24 protein-coding genes are annotated in these 20179 nt (G+C 64.1%); 8 read left to right on the top strand and 16 right to left on the bottom strand.

The genetic code is table 11. The annotated features are described in order from the left end of the window. Window positions 1–306: 306 nt before the first annotated feature. Window positions 307–699 (top strand): EF-hand domain-containing protein, encoded by a 393-nt coding sequence (locus NLN62_RS31735; RefSeq protein ID WP_254111417.1) that lies wholly within the window; start codon window positions 307–309, stop codon window positions 697–699. 28 nt (window positions 700–727) lie between these two features. On the opposite strand, the gene NLN62_RS31740 is transcribed toward NLN62_RS31735, so the two are convergent. Further along, window positions 728–1012, bottom strand: coding sequence for a hypothetical protein (locus NLN62_RS31740; protein ID WP_254111419.1), 285 nt, complete (start codon window positions 1010–1012; stop codon window positions 728–730). Between the two features lie 146 nt (window positions 1013–1158). Between NLN62_RS31740 and NLN62_RS31745 the strand changes: the two genes are divergently transcribed. After that, a complete protein-coding gene (locus NLN62_RS31745) occupies window positions 1159–1482 on the top strand; it encodes a hypothetical protein (protein ID WP_254111420.1) in 324 nt (107 codons plus the stop codon). Window positions 1483–1740: 258 nt separating this feature from the next. Continuing rightward, window positions 1741–1821, top strand: a complete 81-nt coding sequence (gene pqqA, locus NLN62_RS31750) for a pyrroloquinoline quinone precursor peptide PqqA (protein WP_035663753.1) — start codon at window positions 1741–1743, stop codon at window positions 1819–1821. Between the two features lie 138 nt (window positions 1822–1959). On the opposite strand, the gene NLN62_RS31755 is transcribed toward pqqA, so the two are convergent. Together NLN62_RS31755 and NLN62_RS31760 are read right to left on the bottom strand one after the other, a co-directional pair. Continuing rightward, window positions 1960–5115, bottom strand: a complete 3156-nt coding sequence (locus NLN62_RS31755) for an efflux RND transporter permease subunit (protein WP_254111421.1) — start codon at window positions 5113–5115, stop codon at window positions 1960–1962. Beyond that, window positions 5108–6130: an efflux RND transporter periplasmic adaptor subunit gene (locus NLN62_RS31760; protein ID WP_245288140.1), complete on the bottom strand. Its 1023-nt coding sequence runs from the start codon at window positions 6128–6130 to the stop codon at window positions 5108–5110. Before NLN62_RS31760 ends, NLN62_RS31755 begins: the two co-directional genes overlap by 8 nt. Before the next feature lie 266 nt (window positions 6131–6396). On the opposite strand from NLN62_RS31760, the gene NLN62_RS31765 reads away from it, so the two are divergent. After that, entirely contained in the window at window positions 6397–6633 is a 237-nt protein-coding gene (locus NLN62_RS31765) for a hypothetical protein (protein WP_027525759.1), read from the top strand. Window positions 6634–6642: 9 nt separating this feature from the next. On the opposite strand, the gene NLN62_RS31770 is transcribed toward NLN62_RS31765, so the two are convergent. The 5 genes from NLN62_RS31770 to NLN62_RS31790 all read right to left on the bottom strand — a co-directional run bounded on the left by NLN62_RS31770 (window position 6643) and on the right by NLN62_RS31790 (window position 10381). Continuing rightward, on the bottom strand, window positions 6643–6990 hold the full coding sequence (locus NLN62_RS31770) for a hypothetical protein (protein ID WP_156944590.1): 348 nt from the start codon (window positions 6988–6990) through the stop codon (window positions 6643–6645). A gap of 24 nt (window positions 6991–7014) precedes the next feature. Further along, entirely contained in the window at window positions 7015–7809 is a 795-nt protein-coding gene (locus NLN62_RS31775; RefSeq protein WP_027525757.1) for a pentapeptide repeat-containing protein, read from the bottom strand. A 133-nt stretch (window positions 7810–7942) separates the two neighbouring features. Beyond that, window positions 7943–8671 (bottom strand): ABC transporter ATP-binding protein, encoded by a 729-nt coding sequence (locus NLN62_RS31780; protein WP_254111422.1) that lies wholly within the window; start codon window positions 8669–8671, stop codon window positions 7943–7945. Continuing rightward, window positions 8661–9398: an ABC transporter permease gene (locus NLN62_RS31785; RefSeq protein ID WP_027525755.1), complete on the bottom strand. Its 738-nt coding sequence runs from the start codon at window positions 9396–9398 to the stop codon at window positions 8661–8663. Before NLN62_RS31785 ends, NLN62_RS31780 begins: the two co-directional genes overlap by 11 nt. 2 nt (window positions 9399–9400) lie before the next feature. Next, a complete protein-coding gene (locus tag NLN62_RS31790) occupies window positions 9401–10381 on the bottom strand; it encodes an ABC transporter substrate-binding protein (protein WP_035663749.1) in 981 nt (326 codons plus the stop codon). 86 nt (window positions 10382–10467) lie between these two features. Here NLN62_RS31790 and NLN62_RS31795 point away from each other — a divergent pair, with 86 nt between their 5' ends. After that, complete coding sequence (locus NLN62_RS31795; RefSeq protein ID WP_254111423.1) at window positions 10468–10827, top strand: hypothetical protein; 360 nt, start codon at window positions 10468–10470, stop codon at window positions 10825–10827. 120 nt (window positions 10828–10947) lie between these two features. Here the strand turns inward: NLN62_RS31795 and NLN62_RS31800 are convergent, their stop codons facing one another. Both NLN62_RS31800 and NLN62_RS31805 read right to left on the bottom strand, forming a co-directional pair. After that, window positions 10948–11772 carry a quinoprotein dehydrogenase-associated SoxYZ-like carrier gene (locus tag NLN62_RS31800; RefSeq protein ID WP_254111424.1) on the bottom strand — a complete coding sequence of 275 codons (825 nt, stop codon included), beginning with the start codon at window positions 11770–11772 and terminating at the stop codon, window positions 10948–10950. Between the two features lie 49 nt (window positions 11773–11821). Then, the gene (locus NLN62_RS31805) at window positions 11822–12748 is read right to left on the bottom strand and encodes a quinoprotein relay system zinc metallohydrolase 2 (protein ID WP_254111425.1); all 927 of its coding nucleotides are present in this window, start codon (window positions 12746–12748) and stop codon (window positions 11822–11824) included. Between the two features lie 144 nt (window positions 12749–12892). Here NLN62_RS31805 and NLN62_RS31810 point away from each other — a divergent pair, with 144 nt between their 5' ends. Both NLN62_RS31810 and NLN62_RS31815 read left to right on the top strand, forming a co-directional pair. Continuing rightward, the gene (locus tag NLN62_RS31810) at window positions 12893–13777 is read left to right on the top strand and encodes a substrate-binding domain-containing protein (RefSeq protein ID WP_027525750.1); all 885 of its coding nucleotides are present in this window, start codon (window positions 12893–12895) and stop codon (window positions 13775–13777) included. A gap of 24 nt (window positions 13778–13801) precedes the next feature. Beyond that, the gene (locus NLN62_RS31815) at window positions 13802–14365 is read left to right on the top strand and encodes a PQQ-dependent catabolism-associated CXXCW motif protein (RefSeq protein WP_027525749.1); all 564 of its coding nucleotides are present in this window, start codon (window positions 13802–13804) and stop codon (window positions 14363–14365) included. A 20-nt stretch (window positions 14366–14385) separates the two neighbouring features. Here NLN62_RS31815 and NLN62_RS31820 read toward each other — a convergent pair whose 3' ends face one another. The 6 genes from NLN62_RS31820 to NLN62_RS31845 form a co-directional block, all read right to left on the bottom strand. Continuing rightward, entirely contained in the window at window positions 14386–14688 is a 303-nt protein-coding gene (locus tag NLN62_RS31820; protein ID WP_027525748.1) for a copper-binding protein, read from the bottom strand. Between the two features lie 138 nt (window positions 14689–14826). Beyond that, window positions 14827–15441, bottom strand: coding sequence for a hypothetical protein (locus NLN62_RS31825; protein WP_027525747.1), 615 nt, complete (start codon window positions 15439–15441; stop codon window positions 14827–14829). Continuing rightward, complete coding sequence (locus NLN62_RS31830; protein WP_254111427.1) at window positions 15438–16289, bottom strand: ABC transporter permease; 852 nt, start codon at window positions 16287–16289, stop codon at window positions 15438–15440. The genes NLN62_RS31825 and NLN62_RS31830 overlap by 4 nt, the downstream gene beginning before the upstream one ends. Further along, a complete protein-coding gene (locus tag NLN62_RS31835; RefSeq protein WP_254111429.1) occupies window positions 16286–17095 on the bottom strand; it encodes an ABC transporter ATP-binding protein in 810 nt (269 codons plus the stop codon). Before NLN62_RS31835 ends, NLN62_RS31830 begins: the two co-directional genes overlap by 4 nt. Beyond that, window positions 17092–18036, bottom strand: a complete 945-nt coding sequence (locus NLN62_RS31840; RefSeq protein ID WP_245288139.1) for a YVTN family beta-propeller repeat protein — start codon at window positions 18034–18036, stop codon at window positions 17092–17094. Before NLN62_RS31840 ends, NLN62_RS31835 begins: the two co-directional genes overlap by 4 nt. Before the next feature lie 223 nt (window positions 18037–18259). Continuing rightward, window positions 18260–19456 carry an ABC transporter substrate-binding protein gene (locus tag NLN62_RS31845; RefSeq protein ID WP_254111431.1) on the bottom strand — a complete coding sequence of 399 codons (1197 nt, stop codon included), beginning with the start codon at window positions 19454–19456 and terminating at the stop codon, window positions 18260–18262. 129 nt (window positions 19457–19585) lie between these two features. On the opposite strand from NLN62_RS31845, the gene NLN62_RS31850 reads away from it, so the two are divergent. Beyond that, entirely contained in the window at window positions 19586–20089 is a 504-nt protein-coding gene (locus NLN62_RS31850; protein ID WP_027525742.1) for a DUF3280 domain-containing protein, read from the top strand. The last annotated feature ends 90 nt before the right edge of the window (window positions 20090–20179 follow it).

Raw genomic sequence — 20179 nt, forward strand, 5'->3', positions numbered from 1 at the left:
TGTGCGCGCCTTTTGACGCTGCGATTGCAACACTCCGATGGAACGTAAAATGCGTCAATACGAAAGTCGCAAACGCGCTGCCGAATTGTTGGACGCCAGACGGCAGTCACCCCTGGTAAACCGCCCGACATTTCGCACTGCATACAAGGTGCACGGCGAAAAATTCCGCGGCACGAAGATTGCCTCCTGTGTCGTTGCCAGCTTTGCGTGTGCGCGAGGAGCCGCGTAGAATTCGAACCATGGTCCCGGCAGGCAACCTGTTTCGATTCCATGGGCGCGCCGGGAGCCCGAGCCGGGAGGTTTTCGATGATATCGCGTCGCTCCATTGCATTCGCAGTTGCAGGCACATTGCTCGGCGGTCCCGCCTGGTCGGCATCCCCGAACGCCATCAAGATGTTCGACACGGACAATGACGGCACGCTCGATCTTGCCGAGGTGAAGAAGGCCGCGACCGCGGTGTTCGCCAAGCTCGATCCTGATCATGACGGAACGCTCGATGCGCGCGAGCTGCGCGGACGGTTGACGGCAAAGGAACTCGCAGCGGCCGATCCGGATCACGATGGAACGCTGACGCTCGACGAATATCTCGCTGTTGTGGAGCAGCGCTTCAACGCGGCCAATCCCGACAAGGATGGAACGCTCGACGCCAAGGAACTGAGGTCGCCCGCAGGACGCGCCCTGCTGCGGCTGCTCAGATGAGTGCCTGGTTGCCGCTTCAGGCTTGCGTCTAATTCGTCTGTGCGTTCGGGCAGGTGATCGGACGCAGGCTCACGCCGCGCTTGTCGGGCGGCACGTTGCAATCATCGATCCGCTGTTCATCCGTCCATTTCGGGCCGAGTCGTTCCTTGCCGGTAAGATTTGTCTTGCCGGTGAGACTTGCCTTGCCGGTGAGGGTTGCCGTCGCGCCCGATCGCGGCGCGGCTCGTTCATCGCGACGCTCGCCGGCAATCGCCGGAAATGCGAGACCCGCAACGAGCAGTGAAATCGTGAATCGTCTGCAGAACGTGGCCATGAATCTCTCCGAGATCCCGTGCATTGGTTGCGACTACAGCGCAATCAATTCTCTCCCGCCACCCGGAACCTGGGACGCGCCGACCTGTTTCTCCCGCGACATCCCGCATCGCTCCGGGGCAGTGCTGCGGGAGGAGAGGAGATCAGATGAACACCAAACGCCTCATTTTGACCGCATGCTCGATCCTGGTCTTGAGCGTCGGCAATGCAATGGCAGCTCCCTGCAACACCGGCAACGCGACCACCGACAAGGACGCGGGCTCGGGTCCTGTGACCGTCGGCTCGGCACAGTCGCACGGCTCTGCGAATGATGTGAGTCGGCATCCGCCGACCAGCACGATGAATCGCGCCAGTGGTGAGACGGCTGCGTCGTCGAAAGATGCGCAGCGGCAGATGCAGAGCCAGCCGACCGCGGCACAACGCGCGGAAGGCGCAAAGGACAATCCGCAAACAGCCGACAAGGGTTGTTAAGGACTTGCTGACATCAGCCCATGTCGGTGTCGGGAAATTCTCCCGGAGCATCGAATTCGGGAAAGGCTCCCGATGCATCGCACAAGGCTGCGTGCGCGTTTGCCCAAAAGTGAAGGCGTTTTGCCCGAGAGAGAACTAGGTTTGCAAAAGAATCGAACAAGAAATGTTCGGCGCGTGATTACAGGCTTGCGTGATCGGCGATGCAGCCCTAGGTTTTGGCTCGCGCGATGTCGCGCTCAATACCTTGGGAGACCCCGAATGGCTTGGAAAGCTCCGAAGATCGTGGAAGTGTCGGTCGGCATGGAAATCAACATGTACGCCTGCGCTTCGCGCAAGTAAGACGATCCAGACGACCTGCCGCGGCTTCAACGGTGAGACCGTTGGAGCCGCGGTGGTGTTTGTGGCGTTGGCTACGCCGACGCGTTCGACGCGCCCAATCCCGGATCTGACTTCGTGCAGTCGCCACGCCTCCATCCACTAGGCCGCGGCGCTTCCGGTTTTTAGTTCAGGCCTCACCTTGAAACGCGCATAGCGAAGCGCAAGCGTCGGCAGCAGCAGCAGATTGAGAGCCATCGACGTCACGAGGCCTCCAACGATGACGATCGCCATCGGGCCCTCGATCTCTCGTCCTGGTTCGCCCGCGCCAAGCGCCAGCGGCAACAGGCCGAGACCCGTCACCAGGGACGTCATCAGGATCGGAACAAGACGGTCCGCCGCACCCTCGATCGCAGTGTCGGGCCCCCACACACGGCCGTCGATCAGAACGAGGTGCTCGTAGTGCGAGATCATTAGGATGGAGTTGCGTAGCGTGATCCCGAACAGGGTCACGAAGCCGACCATCGAACCGAGCGAGAGCAGGCCGCCGGTCAGGGCCAGTGCAAACACGCCTCCGACGAACGCGAAAGGCATGTTGATCAGCACCAGCAGCAGGTTTCGCCAATGACCGGTGACCATCGCAAGCAGAAGGATGATGCCGGTCCCGGCGAGGAGCGAGTTGACGATGAGATCGCGCCGCGAGCGCGCCTGCGCCTCGGCCGCTCCCGCAAATTCGATATGTGCACCGGGTGGCAGAGTGACCTCGCGCGCCATCTTGCGCTTGACTGCGACGACGAAGGATTCGAGATCGCGTCCACTGACATTTGCCGTGACTGTCTGAACGCGCTGGGCGTTCTGATGCAGGATCTGATAGCGGCCGGAGGTTTCGTAGACGTCGGCGATTTGCTTCAGCAGAATGTAGGCTCCGCTCGGCGTGCGCAGCGGCATGTCCCCGAGCTGAGTGATACGAGCGCGGGCGGGCGCGTCCAGGACCACGATGACATTGAACACCGCATTGCCTTCATAGCCCTGTCCGACGACGTCGCCCTGATAGGCGGTGCGGATCAATTCAAGCACGTCGACCGCATCGAGCCCCCAGCGCTGCAGATCGGCCGGGCGGAGCGTCACATTGACCTGCGGCATCCCCGGCGGGGATCGCTGTTGCACGTCGATCGCGCCGCGGACTTCGTCGAGCTCCCGCGCGACATCGCGTGCGGCGCCCTCGAGTGAGTCGAGGTCGGGTCCGTAGATGTTGATGGCGACTGCCGCGCTGAATCCCGAAACGGTTTCCTCCACCCGCTCCGTCAAGTAGGTCTTGCTCGAGAAGGAAATGCCGGGGAAGTCGGCCAAAGCGGCCCTGATGCGCGTCTCTGCCTCGGATTGCTCGTGGCCGGACAGTCCGGCTTGCAGGTCGACCTCGAACTCGCTGGAATGCGTTCCCACCGTATCGATGCCGGCTTCGGCACGGCCCGTGTGCTGCGCCACGCTGCGTATGCCGGGAATTTGCTTGAGCGTATCCGTGATCAGCTTGCCGATGCGCAGCGATTCGTCGAGCGATGTGCCAGGAAGCGCGGAGACGTGCAGGATGAGATGGCCCTCGCGTAAGTCCGGCAGGAACGTCCCGCCGAAGAACGGCACCATGGCCGCGGCGGTGATCGTCAGAACCACGGCCGCCGTCATCACGAGCTTCGGGAAACGGCCGATGCGACGCAGCAATGCCTGGTAATAGCGGCGGGACCATCGCACGGCGGGTGGTTCATGCAGGCGCTGGCGGTCGGCCCTCCCGGTCAGCAGCAGCATCGAGAGCGCCGGCGTTACGGTAAGAGCGACCGCGAGCGAGGCAAGCACTGCAAAGATGTAGGCAATGCCGAGGGGGCCGAAGAGGCGGCCGGCGATACCCGACAGGGCGAGGATCGGAAAGAACACCAGCAGCACCGCAAACGTTGCGTAGGCAACGGCGGTGCGCACCTCGAGGAAGGCGTCGAGCACCACGCGGGCCTCGGCTCTGGGTTCCCTTGCCCTGCGATTCTCGCGCAATCGGCGAACCACATTCTCGACGCCGATCACGGCATCATCGACGACTTCGCCGATGGCGATCGCAAGGCCGCCCAATGTCATTGTGTTGAGGGTTTCGCCCATCCATTGCAGGGCGAGCACCGCCACGATCAATGACAGGGGAATAGCGGTGCAGCTGATGACCGACGTGCGCCAATCGAACAGAAACAGGAACAGCACGATGATCACGAGTGCCCCGCCTATGAGCAAGGCGTAGAGCACGTTCTCCGTCGCCGTGTCGATGAAGTTGGCGGGACGAAACAGATCGGCGTGGAGCTGAATCCCATCGGCTTCGAGCGCCGGGCGGAGTTCCTGCAGCGCGGCTTCCGCCCGCGTGGTGACTTCCCTGGTATTCGCGCCGTATTGCTGATTCACCATCAGCATGATGCCGGGCGCGCCGTTGATCAGGGCGGCCCCGATCGGTGGTTCGGGGGCGGTCACGACGGTCGCGACGTCGCCGAGCACCACGCTGGCGCCACCCTCGTGCAGAAGCACCGTGCGGGCAAGCTGGTCGGGCGTCAAAGACTGCCCCTGGGTTTGCAGCGTGATGCGCTGATTGGCCGTATCGACGAAGCCGGCGCCCCGCACTCCTGTGGCCTTGCGCGCAGCAGCCAGGACGTCATTCATGCCGATCCGGAAGCGGATCAGATCGTCAGGCCGAACCTGCACCTGCAACGACCTGACATCCTTGCCGTACGTGGACACTTGCGCCACGCCCGGGACGGCCAAAAGGCGCCTGGCTACGGTCCAGTCCGCAACCGTGCGCAAGTCCATCAGGGATCGCTCGTCGGAGGTCAGGCCGATGACCAGAACCGTACCGGCCAGCGGCGTCAAAGGCGTCATCGACGGTGACTGCACGCCTTGTGGCAGCCGCGAGGCCACGGCTGCGAGGCGCTCGGTCACCAACTGGCGCCCACGGTAGATGTCTCTGCCCGCCTGGAAGATGACGGTGACCACGGAGAGGCCCTGGATCGATGACGAGCGCAGGCTCTCGACACCGGCGAGGCCGTTGATCGAGGTTTCGATCGGCTGTGTCACGAGAATCTCGACCTGCTCCGGGCTGAGGCCAGGCGCTTCGGTCTGGATAGTCACCTGTGGCGGCGCGAATTCGGGGAAAACGCCGTATTTGGCTTCGCCAAGTGCGAACAGTCCGTAGCCGAGCAGCGCGCATGAAAGCGCCAGTACGACGCCGCGGAAGCGAATGGCGAAAGCTACGAGAGCGACTTGTGGCCCTGACCTGCCTGAGCCAATGCCGTCAGTCATTGTCGGTGTCGCCCCGGAGCTCGCTCTTTGCCTCCTCGGACAGCAAGACCTGCGCCCCTCGCATCACGATTTCCGAACCCGACGGAATGTCCCGGACGACGTAGTCATCATCCGATACGGGCTGATCGGTGTTGATCGGATGACGTCTGAAGCCATCGGCGTTGACGCGCAGGTAAACCCACGATCGACCCTGCCACCGCACGATTGCGGTATCCTCGACGAACACGCCCTCGTATGTGTTGCCTGACGGCACGTAAACCGTGGTGTTCATGCCGGGCAGCAGTCCGCTGTCGCCAGGTGCCGAGAAGAAATAGCTCAATCCCTGAATGCGCGGGTCGGTACGCGTCGCCGGGGAGACATACTGCAGATCGATATTCGCGTTCCGCGTCGGCGCCTGCGCGAGAGCCGTCCCTGGGGTCCCGATGACGGTTACGCCCGGCGGCAGCGTCACCTGGACGAGAAATTGATCGCGTTCGATCAGCCGGACCACGGCGGGGGAGCGCTCGACGATGCCGCGGCCGATCACCGGCCCCCATTCCTGCTGCGCCGTTGCGGCGAGAGTCCTGAGCTGTGACTCCGCAGCCGCGAGCGCGGCCTTGTCCGTCCGCAACGTTCCCTCTGCGGTTTCGGCTTCCTTCTTTGGAAGCGCCGCGGAGTCGACGAGATTTTTGGTCCGGTCGAATGCGCTCTTTGCAACCTCGAATCGGGCCTGGGCCGTCTGGAGCTGAGCCTGCGCATTGGCGTAACTGTTGGTCAGCTCGGTGATGCGGGAGATATCCAGCACTGCGCCGTATGCGCGAAATTGCTCGGGGTGCGGCGCTGCTTCCACAACTGCCGTTTCAAGTCCAATCTGCTTCTGCTGGCTGGGAGTGAGTTTGACGACGGCCTGCTCGGTGTTTGCAGTGCGGGATGGCTCGGCGCGGCTCGCATTCGGGCTGTCCGATTGCGACGGCTGCGAAACAGCTTGAGGGGTTTGACCGGCGAAGGTCGTGATGCCGGCAACCAGCGCCAGCAAACGCACAGCGACTGCAACGCCGCGCCATCGGGTTTCTGCGAGAGCCATTAGCCTGTTAGCAGTTTGTTGGGAACCAGCTTATTGGCGAAATCAACTGGCGGCAAGGCGCGGGTTTCGTCCCGCGGCGCCGTGGAGGGCCCAGCGGCTATCAGCGCGAGGGCTTTGACCCGCCGGTTCCTGCGCCATTTCACGCCGGTTTGAAACTTCCCGCCGCGTGCAGCGTAGCCCTTTATGCTATCTCTTGGCGACTATGAGGGATTTCAGGCATGAATCCGATTGATCTGATTGTGACTGTCTGCGCGGTGCTCTCGCCGACCACCTGCGAGGAGCAGCACCTGGTGTTCGCCTATGGCGGGTCACCGAGGCAGTGCGCCATGGCGGCGCCGCCCTATATCGCGCAATGGGTCGGCGAGCATCCGAAATGGCAGGCCGTGCGTTGGCGCTGCGAATATCCGCACAGCAACGACAAGGCGGAGGCGGGCGGAGCAAAGCCCGCCGCCTGAGCCGCCGTGCTATTTGGTACAGTCCTTCAGGTCCTTGTCGGCAATCGAGAACACCGCGTCCGCCCTGATCTCGATATCGCGCACGACGCAACTCCGTGAGTTGGGGTAGCTGACCTTGGCGTCGTAGCGGCCCGGCTCGACGCCGGTGATGCGCAGCCGCTCGTCATGGTCGACCTCCTTGTCCTTGTCGTTCAAGGTCTGGTTCGGTCCCCATTCGGTCTTGCCGGCAGGCGAGAGCTGGAAGCCGGAGATGGTCTCCGAGGTCAGATTCCAGAGCCGGACGCCTTTGCCCTTGCCCTGCGCGGCAGCTTCGCCGGCGCATGCCACCACCACGATCAAAGCCAGACACCAACGCATCATCAGCCGCTCCTCCTCATGCCGTCATTCTCTGATGACGCGCTCGACGTTCCTTGCCTTGTCGAAATTCTTCGCGCGGTCAAGTCCGATCGGTGCGACCAGCCTGGTCGAGACGAGATCGGCGCCCTCGAAATCGGTGCCGATGACGGTCGCGCCACTGAGATCCGCGCCGCCGAGCTGGGCGCTTTTGAGCGAGGCGCCGGTGAGGTCGGCGCCCTTGAGTACGGCGAATTCGAGATCGACGCGCGAGAGGTCGGCGTTGCGCGCGTTCAGCCCCGAAAGCTTCGCCGAGCGCAGCACCGTCCGCATCAGTCCCATCGACTGGTTGCGCATATCGGCGCCGAGCTGCGCGTCCGCGATGGAGGCGCCAATGAGGCTTGCACCGGAAAGGTCGGCGGCGATGCGCGCACTGGTCAGATCGGCGCCGTCGAGATGCGCGCGCGCCATCTGCGAGGCGAACAGATTGGCGCCCTTCAGGCTTGCCCCGGTGAGGTCCGCCTCCAGCAACCAGGCCTGATCGAGGATCGCGCGATCCAGCCGCGCGCCAGCGAGCTTCGTCTTGTTGAGCCGCGCGGCGCGGAGGATGGCGCCGGACAGGTCCAGCCCCGAGAGATCAAGGCCGGACAGCCGCTTGCCGGTAAAATCGGCCGGCGCGGCCGCATTCGCTTTCGCCAGCACGGCTTCGACCTCCGGCCTCGTCATTTCGGCCGACGTCATCGCCGGCGAGGTGAGGTCGAGGTCGCGCATCATGTCTTGCGCGTTTGCCGCAGACGCGACAAGCGCGAGGCCGAACATCGTCAGGGCGACCGTTCGCTTCATGATCAAACTCCGCCGCCGGCTTGTTTAGCACGCCAGAGCATGATCCGGAAAAGTGGGAAGCGGTTTTCCGAAAAGATCATGCTCCAACAATTACCTAAAGCGCGATCTTATCGCGCTTTAGCAAAGCGGCCGCCTATGAGACGTCGCGCCCGGCGCGCTCGCCCTGCGTTCGCCGCACCAGGCCGGCCTTGATCGCGGCGATCTCGGCCTCGCCCCGCGCGCCGCGGGGGATGCCGATGGGCACCTCGGCCAGCATCCGTGCCGGCCGCGGCGACAGGAAGAACAGGCGGTCGCCGAGGCGCACCGCATCGTCGAGGCTGTGCGTCACCAGGAGCGTCATCACCGGCCGGCTTGCGACCAGCGTTGCAATCTCCTCGCGCAAGCGGCCGGCCAGCGCGTCGTCGAGCGAGGCGAGGGGCTCGTCGAGCACCAGCAGGTCGGGCTCGACGGCGAAAGCGCGGGCGAGCGCGACGCGACGCGCAAGCCCGAGCGACAATTCGCCGGGATAGTGGCTGCGATGCTCTTCCAGCTCGAGGATCTTGAACAGCTCGGAAAGCTTGACGTCGTCGACCTCGGGCGCCGCCAGCCGCACGTTCTGCTCGACCGAACGCCACGGCAACAGCCGGGGCTCCTGGAACACCATGCCGATGCGCACGTTCGGCGGGCGCCTGACGTCGCCCTGGAAATCGCGGTCGAGACCCAGGATGATGCGCAGCATCGTGCTTTTGCCGCAGCCGGACGGGCCGACCAGGACGCCGACCTCGCCGGCGCCGAGCGAGAACTTGACCGGCGCGAGCACCTCGTGCGTCCCCCCCGCGGCGCTTGTGAAGGTCTTGCCTAAAATGTCGACTTCAAGCCGCACGGGGCCGCCACCGGGTTGAGCGGGTTTCAAACGGCTGCACCAGCAGGGTCTCGATGACGAGCACGACGGCCGCAAAGGTCAGCGAATAGGCGAGCAGGCGCGGGGTGTCGAACAGCTGGAAGGCGACGCCGATCTCGAAGCCGACGCCGTTCGGCCGTCCCAGGAGTTCGGCGACCAGCACGATCTTCCAGACCAGCGACAGGCCGGAGCGCGCAGCGGCGGCGACATAGGGCGCAAGCTGCGGCAGCACGACGTGGCGGAAGGTGCGCCAGCGCGACATCGCGAACACCGTCGCCATCTCGTCCAGCGAGCGGTCGAGCGCCCGCGTCCCCTCTCGCAAGGTGACCACCGCGGTCGGCAGCTTGTTGATCGCGATCGCCGCGATGGCTGCGGCTTCGGTGAGGCCAGCCCAGATATAGGCGAGCACGATCACGACTAGCGCGGGCAGGTTGAGCAGCAGGATCAGCCAGGGATCGCCGAGCCGGTCGGCGAGCCTGTTGCGGCCCATGAGATAACCGATCGCGCTGCCGAGCGACATCGCCAGCACGAAGGCCAGTATGACGCGCGCCAGCGTCGCTCCGAGATGCAGGAACAGCGCGCCGGAGGCCGCTTCCGCGATCATCACGTTGAGCACCGCAGGCGGCGAGGGCAGTTTTGCCCCGCCGACGAACAGCGCGGCGATCCACCAGATCGCAAGAAACAGGGCAAACGAGACGAGACGCAGCAACGTCAGTCTCCGCCGGGTGCGTGATAGAAGGTGCCGGGATCGAGCTCCGGTGCCGGCCCGACCAGCTCTCGGCCGCCGACCTCGGCCAGCACGCGATAGAGCACGCGCGCATCGGCCTCTTCGTCGTCAATGTTCCGGTGCGGGATGCCGTCGCGATAGCGGTTGCGATAGGCCTGCAGCAGGGCGGGATCGCTGGTGCCGGTCAGCGGTGCGACCTTCTCCCATGCGGCATCCGAGGTGGTCAGTAGCTCCTTGGCCTTGCGTGTCATTGCGATGAAGCGCGCCACGACGTCACGGTGGCTCGCCGCCCAGCCTTCGTCGAAGACGTAGCCGACTGCCGCGACCGGTCCCTTGGCGCCGAGATTGGGCAAGATCTCCTCGATGCCGGCGAGGCGGCGAAAGCCCTTGGCCTCGAGCTGGGCGCAGAAATTCCAGAAATTGAGGCTCGCATCCATCTCTTCGTCGAGTGCCTTGGCGGCGAGCAGCGGCGGGGCGCCGTAGACGATGCTCGCGTCCGACTTGAGGTCGATGCCGTCCTGCTTCATCCGCGCCTGCAGCAGCAGCCAGCTCTTGTCGATGGCGCCGCCGGCAACGCCGAGCTTGCGGCCCTTCAGGTCCGCAAGCGTCTTGATCGGCGAAGAGGCAGGCACCATCACCGCGCCGAGCGCGCTCGAATAGGGATAGAAGGTCAGCTTGGCGCCGAGCGCGCGCTCGCGCGACACCCACAGCCAGTCCGACAGCATGATGTCGGCATTGCCCGCGCGCATCGCGATTTTGCCGGCCTCGGTGCTCGCGAGCTCGGTGACCTCGAGCGAAAGATTGGCGGCCTTGTCGAGACCCTGGTCGCGGATCGCAGCCAGTTCCCAGGAGAAGGTCCCGGTTTTCTGCACCGCGAGGCGGATTGTGTCCGCAGCGTGGCTGGTCCCGCCTTGCGTCAACGCGAGAGCAATCGATACGGCCAATGTTCGAACCAGGCGTCCCATCACTTCCAGGCCATTTCCATAAGACGTGTGCTTTTCAGAACCATAGGCATAGCATAGTTTCCATCGCAACCAGCGGGAGGACGGCCATGATCTCAGCACGACAGCTACGACCGATTGTCGCCGCCCTGACCGTGCTCGCCGCCACAGCGATGGCGGCGCCGGCCGAGGAGGCCAATGATTATCCGACCTCGGCACGTGCCGAATACGTCTATGGTTGTATGAAGGCCAATGGCGAGACCCGGCAGGCGATCGAGCAATGCTCCTGCTCGATCGACGTCGTCGCCTCGATCGTGCCCTATGAACGATATGTCACCGCAGAAACCGCGCTCAGCATGTCGCAGGTACGTGGAAACCTCGGCGCCCAGTTTCGCACCTCGGAGCAGGCGACCTCAGCCGTCAACGATCTCCGGCGCGCGCAGGCCGAGGCCGAGGTGAGGTGTTTCTGATCACACCGTCATTCCGGGGCGATGCGAAGCGTCGAACCCCAATGCGCAATTGCGCATTGTGGAATCTCGAGATTCCGGGTTCGGTCCTGCGGACCGCCCCGGAATGACGGAGATCGAAAGTTACATCCCCGGCTTCCCTACATCCCACTCGTTCCGGAATATGTGCCCGTCCGTATCCGTCGCCTCCGCGCGAAAGTGTTTTGCGCCGGTGGAGACGTAGGTGAAGCGGATGTTGGGATCCTCCGAGATCGAGATGCCGCCTTCCACTGCGAGCACGAGGCTGTCGTCCTGCCAGAGCCTGAGCTGGTTGACGAAGAACGCAGGGATATAGAGCTGCGTGACCTGATCCATCTGCAAGCCGGAATTGTTGGGATGGCCGATCATGATCTGCGCCTCCCGGATCCGGCTGGCGGGCGCTTCATCCGCGCGATCGAATTGCCGGTAGCGCATCTGGCCGAGCCGATTTTTGGCTTCCTCGGCGTTCTTCGCCGCCGGTGCGGAGCAGCCGCCGGACGCTTTCACATAGGTCTTGCTCACATAGAGCTGCCCGTCGCTGAGTTCGGCGACGGCGTGGACGTCGGTGTAGTTGTTGACCCGCACGCGCGTTGAGATCTCCGAGACATTGGCATCCAGCCCGAGCTCGAACCTCGCCGCCATCGGCGCCGGGTTGCGGTCGATCACCAGCGTGATCGCGCGGATGCGCCTGTTGTCGCCGGGCGAAAGCTTTGCGCGCAGCGTGACCGGCACGATGGCCGCATCTTCCGCACGGTAAGGCATCTCGATGCCGATGACGTCGTTGCCGTCGTTCATCGGGCGGTTGTTGAAGATGTCCTGCACGAGGCCCGGCCAGGGATCATAGGCCTCTTCAGTGCGCGCGGGCGTTGCCGCGAGCGCCATGCCGAGCAGTGTGGCCGCAAAGGTCAGGCGAAGCGAATGTTTGATCATGAGCGCGGCTCTCGCGTGGACGAAGCAGGGCGGCAGCGTAGCGCGAGCGCTACTCCCATTCAATTTCCGAAAATGCTGCGGTTGCGTTGCGCGCATTGTAATCGTCGAACAATTGCCAGCGCCCACGCTCGCTTGCGCCTGCCTTGTCCGCAGCCGCCCTGATCGGCTCGCCCTTCTGATTGAGCGCGCGCACGTCGGCGAGCAGGGTTTCGAGATAACGGCGCTCATCGGCGAGCGCTGCGGGCCAATCGCTCACGGGACCGTGACCGGGAACGACGCGCTGCGCCGGCAAGGTTTCGATCTGCCTGAGCACAGCGAGCCAGCCGCGGATGCTGCCGTCCATCACCGGAACATGGCCGAGGAACACGAGATCGCCGGCAAACAGCGTCTTGCTCGCCTCGTCCAGCACCGTCAGGTCGTTGTCGCTGTGTGCGGCCGGCCACGCCCGCAATACGAGACTACGCGATCCGAGGTCTAGCCGCATTGTGTCGGTGACGAGCAGCGTCGGCGGCACGATCCTGACGGGATCGATCAGCTCCGCGCCCATGGTCCGGCGGAAATTGTCCAGATAAAACGACCCGCGTGTGGCAAGCGCCTGCGGGAGCTTCGCATGGCCAACGAAGCTCGTGCCCTCGTGGGCGAAGGCTATATTGCCGAAGATGTGGTCGGGATGGCCGTGGGTGTTGATGACGTAGCGGATCGGCTTGTCGGTCCGCGCCCGTACGGCGGCAAGCAGTGCCGCGCCCTCGCGGACGCTGCCGCCGGTGTCGATCACCGCGACCGCGTCCTTGCCGATGACGAAGCCGACATTGGCGATCGCACCCTCATTCTCGGAGTTCATCAGGGCAATTGCCCCGGCGTGCACGAAAATTCCGGGGGCGACTTCGCTCACAGGCAATTCAGGTGGGATTGCGCGTGCTAGCGTCGAGAGTCCCAGCAGGGCAAGCACCGCGATCAGCCGAGCGACATGCGCCATCTTTACGCCTCAGTTCCGAACATCGCGCGGCATTGCACTGCAACAAGTCGAGTCATCAAGCGAAGTCGGCAAGAACCTTCGCCAACCATGGCGCGTAACGTGATCCATGGATAGCATTCAATCAAGAAAACAGGAGGAAGCGCGATGACGGAGGCCGGACGACATCGTCGCTGGTTGTTCTCGATGTTGGCGATTGCTGCAATATCTGTCGCTGATGGCGCCGCGCGCGCACAGACCACGGACAGCGGCGATCTTTCGTTCGAATTGGTCGATCCAAAAGTGCTGCGCGTCTGCGCCGATCCGCGCAACCTGCCGTTCTCCAACGAGAAGGGGGAGGGCTTCGAGAACAAGCTCGCGGAATTCTTCGCCGAAAAACTCCAGAAGAAGCTCGACTACGTCTTCTTCCCGCAGGCGACCGGCTTCGTGCGCATGACGCTGGGCGCGCATCGCTGCGACGTCATCATGGGCTTTCCGCAAGGCGATGATCTCGTCCAGGGCACCAATCCCTATTACCGAACCTCTTATGCGCTGATCGCCAAGCCCGGCAGCGGGCTCGAGGACGTCGATACGCTCGAGGACGAGAGGCTGAAGGGCAAGCACATCGGCATCATCGCGGGCACTCCGCCGGCGACCAACATGGCGATCGCGGGCCTGATGGCGAACGCAAAGCCCTATCCGTTGATGATCGACACCCGCTTCGACAATTCGGCGCAGGCGATGGTTGACGATCTCAATGCCGGCAAGATCGATGCCGGCGTGCTGTGGGGCCCGATGGCCGGCTTTTACGCCAAGAAGGCCGCGCAGCCGCTCCATGTCACGGCGCTGGTGAAGGAAACCACCGGGCCAAAGCTCGTCTATCGCATCGGGATGGGCGTGCGCCCCGCCGACCAGAACTGGAAGCGGCAGCTCAACCGGCTCATCCAGGAGAACCAGGCCGAGATCAACAGGATTTTGGTCGATTTTGGCGTGCCGCTGCTCGATGAGAGCGACCGCCCGCTCGGCGCGGAGACTGCCAAGAAGTCGCCATGACGAAATCGCCATGAGTACGTTCTCATGAGGCGGCATCTTGCCGCTGCGCTCGTTGCCGCAGCGCTCCTCGCGCCGGCGCTTGCGCAGCAGCAGGAGCCCTTTGAGCCGGAGGGTTATCGCACCGACAACTACCGGGCGCCGGTGCCGGCGACGCTCGCCGGCGCACGCGTGCTGACGACGGCGGAGGCGGAAGCGATCTGGCACGAGAAGAGCGGCGCCTTCATCGACGTGATGCCGCGCCCGCCGAAGCCCAAGAATCTTCCCGCGGGCACGATCTGGCGCGATACGCCGCGCTTTGACATCCCCGGCAGCATCTGGCTGCCGGACACCGGCTATGGCGCGCTGCCGCCCGCGATGGAGGACTATTTCCGCCGCGGCCTTGAACGCGCCTCGCACGGCAGCAAGTCGGCGTTGCTGGTCATCTACTGCCTCGCCGACTGCTGGATGTCGTGGAACGCGGCCAAGCGCGCGCTCGGCTATGGCTACGCCAACATCGCCTGGTATCCCGAGGGTACCGACGGCTGGGAACGCGCCAGGCTCATGACATCAGAGACACCGCCGGAGCCGCGGCCGGATGAAGGCAAATAGCAGGTGCGCGCGAGGCGCCGCTACTTCGCCTTTTGCAGCTTGGTGATGGTTTTGGAGCCGTTGGCGTCGGTGGAGAAGCTCACACGATCGCCGGCATGGACGCTCTCGAGCATGCCTGCATCCTTGGCCTTGAACTCCTGCACCGGGCCCGTCGCACCGCCATTGGCGCCGACCGTGCCGCCTTGCACCTCCTGGATCGAAATGGTGCTGTTGAGCCGGTCGATCTTGGTGATCATTCCGTTCATGTTGTCTTCGGCGATGGCCGCCGAGGCAAGCAAGCCGATGGCCGCAGCGCTGGCGAGAAGGAGTTTTGCTGTTCCCATCGAGGCCTCCCGACGTCTAGGTTTCATTTCGACAAGACATCTTAAATAGATTTGGTTCCGGCCGACAGTGTGGCAAAGGTTCACGATTCCCGCTGGGCAGCGGGAACCCTGTTCGCGCAGGCGTCAACGAGACTGACGCTATTCCATTTCCTGCTGGATCACGCGTCCGAGTGCGAACAGGCGCTGGTCGATTGCCGTCGGCACCTCGCAAACGAAGCGGACCACCTTGCGGCGGTCCTCGAAGATGCGGGTTTCCCAGATCAGCTGATTGGACAGCGCGTCGACCTTGGCCTCGTCGCGCGGCGTTGCGCCCTGCAACCTCTGGAGCTCGATGGTGTCGTCGCGGACCTTATCGGCGGCCTCGCGCTGCTTGCGACTGACCCGCTCGAGCCCGTTCATCACCGAGGAGCGCTGGGCGTTGAGCGTGTCGAACAGGCCGGCGAACAGGAGCTTTGCGTTCATGGTCTTGTCGGAGGCGGAGCTTGCCAGAAACTCCTTCACCGATTTCTCTGCATCATCCAGTGGCGTCTTGCGCGCCGATAATTTTGAGACCAGCGCGCTCACCTTGGCATTGTCCTTCCACTTGTCCTGGACGTCGTCGAGCGGCGGGCCGGCCCAGACCGCGGCGAGCGAGACTTCCGGGACTTTTGCCTGCGTGCAGGGCCAGTCGGGATAGCGCGGATCGGCCGCCTGCGAGGCCGCGGTCGATGCCGCGACCGCCAGGACGGCTATGGTCACGATCCGGAATCTCATCCTTCGCCTCCCGCGGGCCCGCGTCGCGCCAGCCCTCGCGACGGATCATAGGCATAGATCGCGCCGATCATGAAGACGATTGTGCAGGTCGCGACCACCGCCAGCGAGATCCAGTTGATCTGCCCATAGAGCGCAAAGCGGATCAGCTCGACCGCGTGGGTGAACGGATTGGCCTGGCAGACATAGTAGAGATACGGGCTGCCTTCCTGCACGCGCCACAGCGGATAGAGGGCTGATGAGGCAAAGAACATCGGGAAGATCACGAAGTTCATCACGCCGGCGAAATTTTCGAGCTGCTTGATGCCGGAGGAAATCAGCATGCCCAGCGAGCCCAGCATCAGGCCCGACAGCACCAGCGCCGGCAGCACCGTGAGATAGCCGAGCGGCGGCGGCGTGATGTCCCAGGCCCAGGCGATGACCAGGAACGCGTAGACCTGCAAGAGCGACACCGCGGTGCCCGCGAGCAGCTTGCAGAACAGCAGGAACCAGCGCGGCAGCGGGCTCACTAGGAGCGTACGCATATTCCCCATCTCGCGGTCATAGACCATCGAGAGCGAGGACTGCATGCCGTTGAAGAGCTGGATCATCGCCATCAGCCCGGGCGCGATATAGACCTCATAGAGGATGTAGGTCTCGTAGGGCGGGATGATCGAGATGCCGAGTACCTGACGAAAGCCGGCGGCGAAGATGAACAGCCAGACCAGCGGACGCACCAGCGCGGAGACGAAGCGCTCGCGCTGGTGCAGGAAGCGCAGGCCCTCGCGCCAGACGATGCCGGTGAGGCAGGTCATGTAGGCCGAGAGCGGGAAGCCGCGTGGTGTGGCGTCGCGCGTGGTGATGCTGCTCATGCGCCGCCTCCCGGCATCGTCTGCGCCCCGGTGAGGCGCATGAAGGCGGAATTGACGTCCTGCGCGCCGGCCTCGGCGATCACGCGGCCGACCGGTCCCTTCGCCAGCACCTTGCCCTGATGCAGCACGACGAGGTCGTCGCTCGCCGTGATCTCGTCGAACAGATGCGTGGCCCAGAGCACGCCGACGCCTTGTTCGGTCACGAGCTGGCGGACATGGCTGATGATGTCGGCGCGGGCCTTGACGTCGAGGCCGACGGTCGGCTCGTCCAGCAGCAACAGGCGCGGCCGGTGCAGCAGCGCCCGCGCGATCTCGAGCCGCCGCATCTGCCCGCCCGAGAGATCGCGCACCTTGTTGCCGGCGCGGTCGGCAAGACCGATGCGACCAAGCAGCTCTGCGCTACGCGCGGCCGCCTCGCGCCGGCTGATGCCATGGAGCGCGGCGTGGTAGAGCAGGTTCTGCGTCAGCGACAGGTCGAGGTCGAGCGTACGCGGTTGGAACACGACCCCTAACAGCCGCAGCGCCTCACCAGGATTTTGGCTGATGTCATGGCCGAAAATGCCGACGTGGCCGGTCTGGATCCCGAACAGGCGGGTGATCAGAGAGAACAGCGTGCTCTTGCCGGCGCCGTTGAGGCCGAGCAGTGCCGTGAAGCTCGCAGGCTGAACCGTGAAGGAGACGTCGATCAGCGCACGGCGCGGGCCATAAGCGTGGCTGATGCCGTCGATCGACAGCGCCGGCACTGCGGCCGCCTCTAGCCGGGGCGCGCTTTCGGTCGAGGCGGCGATCGGTGCAGGTGTCGTCATGGCGCGATCGTAATGCCCCAGGGCAGTTCGCCGACCTGAATGGTCTTGATCACCTTCTGCGCTGCGACGTCGATGACCGAGACGTCGTTGGATACGCCATTGGTGGTGAGGAGATATTTTTCATCCGGCGTGAACGCCATGTGCCAGACCCGCTGTCCAACCAGGAGATATTTCGTCACCTTGCGCGTGGCGGTGTCGACCACGGCAATGCGATTGGCGGGCCCGAGCGCGATGAAGGCGGTCTTGTCGTCCTTGGTCATGCCGATGCCGACCGGCTGGATCGCCTCGCGTCGCAGGCCGGGGATCTCGAAAGTGACCTTGCCGATCACCTCGCGTTTTTTGGGATCGATGATCGAGACGGTGCCGCCGATCTCCGAGGAGACCCAGAGCTCCGAGCTGTCGTGCTTGAACTCGGCAAAGCGCGGGCGCGCGTCGACCAGCACGTTGCCGACGATCTGGCGCGAATCCGTGTCGATGAAATGCGCCATGTTGGTCGTTTCCGACGTGTTGATCAGCGTCTTGCCGTCGGGGCTGATGGTCATGCCCTCCGGCTCGACGCCGACCTGGATGTCGCCGATCCGCGCGCGCTTCTCCAGATCGATCACAGTGACCGTGTTGTCGTTCTCGTTCGCGACATAGAGCACCTTGCCGCTCGCATCCTGGGTGAACAGCTCGGGGTCGGGGCCGGAGGGCAGGGTGTCGACGATGCCTTGCGTCTTGGCGTCGATCACCTGGATGGTGTCGTCGTCACCGACCGCGACCATGACGAATTTCCCGTCGCGCGTGAACTCGATGCCGCGCGGGCGCTGGCCGACCTTGATGGTCTTGGTCACCGTCCAGCTCTCGGTGTCGATCACCGTGACGGTGTTGCTCTTCTCGTTCGAGACATAGGCGATGAACGCATGTGCCGGCGCGGCGAGAGGCCAGATCAGCAGGGCCAATAGCAACCAACCACGCGATATGCGAACGCCCTCTCCACGGGCTCGATTCACCTCCCCCGCTTGCGGGGGAGGTCGCGTCGCTTCGTAAGATGCGATGCGGGTGAGGGCTCGTTCCTCTAGGGGGTTCTTTCTTGCGGAGACACCCTCACCCCAACCCTCTCCCGCAAGCGGGAGAGGGGGCGCGGCGTCGTTGTGGCGGTAGCCGGATTTCATCTCATGTTGCTCACTTCAACTTGCATTTGCTCTCCGGGCGATCATAGCCGAGCGTATCGAGCTCGGAGACCTGGTGCAAAAAACCTTCCTGCGGCGACACCGAGACCACCATGCGGCCGTCGACCAGCAGGATCGGCTGGCGGAGCTGCAAATTCCAGTCGCGCAAGGTCAGTCGCGTGCCCTTGAAGGCGGCGACGGAAAAATCCGGCCCTTTGATGAAGTCGGTGACTTTCTTGACGTCGCCGGAATTGGTGCGCGAGGTCGCTTCGCCGATCATGCGCGCTGCGGTCCAGGCCTGCATGTCCAGCGCGGTCATGCGCCGCGAATTCAGCTTCATGAAGCGGTTCTGCATCTGGATGGCGCCCCACTGGTCCTGCGCCGCATCCCAGCTGCGTGGAACGAGGCCGGCGGAGCCGGCGACAGGACGGGGGTCCCAAGTACGATAAGGCAGGTAGGCACCGAACACCTCGCTCTCGTCGGCGGCGACCAGCACGTCATACGCAGGGGCCTGCTGCGTAAAAACGGGCATCTGGCGCTGGATCAGCGTCACGCCGCTATCGGTGCGGCGCGCGCCGCCGGTGTCCTCGAAGGTACGCTCCTGCACGATCTTGGCGCCGAAGCGCGTGGCGGCGCGGCGCAGCGCATCGGCATAGAGCTTGTCCTCGTCATGCGAGCCGACCACGAGCAGCCAGCGCGACCAGCGCTTCCACACCAGATATTGCCCGAGCGCATCCGCCAGCATCGCGCGCGTCGGCGCCACGTGGATGACATTGGCGCGGCAATCGGTCTCGCGCAGCCGCTCGTCGATCGCACCGGCGTTGAACAGCAGCGTGCCGTGATCGCGCAGGCCGTCGGCGACCTTCAGAAGCGCGTCCGCCGGCAGGTCGGCGATAATGAACCCGTTGTGCTCGGCGAGCGCGGTCGCGGCCTGGACCGGATCCTCGCCCTCCTTCAGGCGATGCTCCTCCAGCTTGAAGCGCTGGTTGAGGAATTTGCCGGTGGTATTGTTGTCCTCGACCGCAAGCCGCGCGCCGGCGACGCCGTCATTTTCGGCGGGCTGCTCGACCAGCGACAGGGTCGATCTGGTGCCGGCGGCGCCGAGATAGCCGATCCCGATCTCGGTGGGCTCGGCCGCGAGCGCCTGCGTCGCCGCAAGACCAGCGCCAACAAGACTGACGCCGATCAGGCGGACCAACCATCGGATCATGCTTCCTCCTTCTCGTCCTCCCCGGCTTAGGTATCGGTAGAGGTATTTCCCACCTTGAAACATGACCGATTTGGCTTAGCTTGCAACCCCGCATTTCGTCGTCGCGACACGAGGGAGCAGGTCACGATCATGCGAGCGCTTTTGCTGGCCGGCTTATTTGTGTTGACTGGTACGGCCGCATTCGCCGATCCGCCGAAACTTGCGGTGTTCGATTTCGAGTTGATCGACACCAGCCTGCCGGGGGAGTTCTACGGATCGAAGCCGGAGAACGAGCGCATGCTGCGGATCAGCGATCAGTTGCGCAAGGAACTGGCACAGTCCGGCAAGTTCCAGGTCGTGGATATCGCGCCGGTGAGCGATGCGGCCCGGCACAGCAATCTCCAGGCTTGCGGCGGTTGCGACGTCAAGCTGGCGGGGCAGTTGGGCGCCGATCTCGAAATCACCGGCGTGGTGCAGAAGGTCTCGAACCTGATCCTCAACCTCAACATTTACCTGCGCGACGTGCACACCGGAAATCTCGTGACGGTGGCCAGCGCCGACATGCGCGGCAATACCGACGAATCCTGGTCCCGCGCCATGAGCTACCTGATCCGCAACCGCCTCCTCGCGCCGAACTACGGCAAGCCGGAGTAGTTTCACCTCGCCCCGCTTGCGGGGAGAGGTCGACGCGCGAAGCGCGTCGGGTGAGGGGGGCCTCAACGAATCCATCTTCCACCGTCTTTG

The sequence above is a fragment of the Bradyrhizobium sp. CCGUVB23 genome, from assembly GCF_024199885.1.
GTDB lineage: Bacteria > Pseudomonadota > Alphaproteobacteria > Rhizobiales > Xanthobacteraceae > Bradyrhizobium.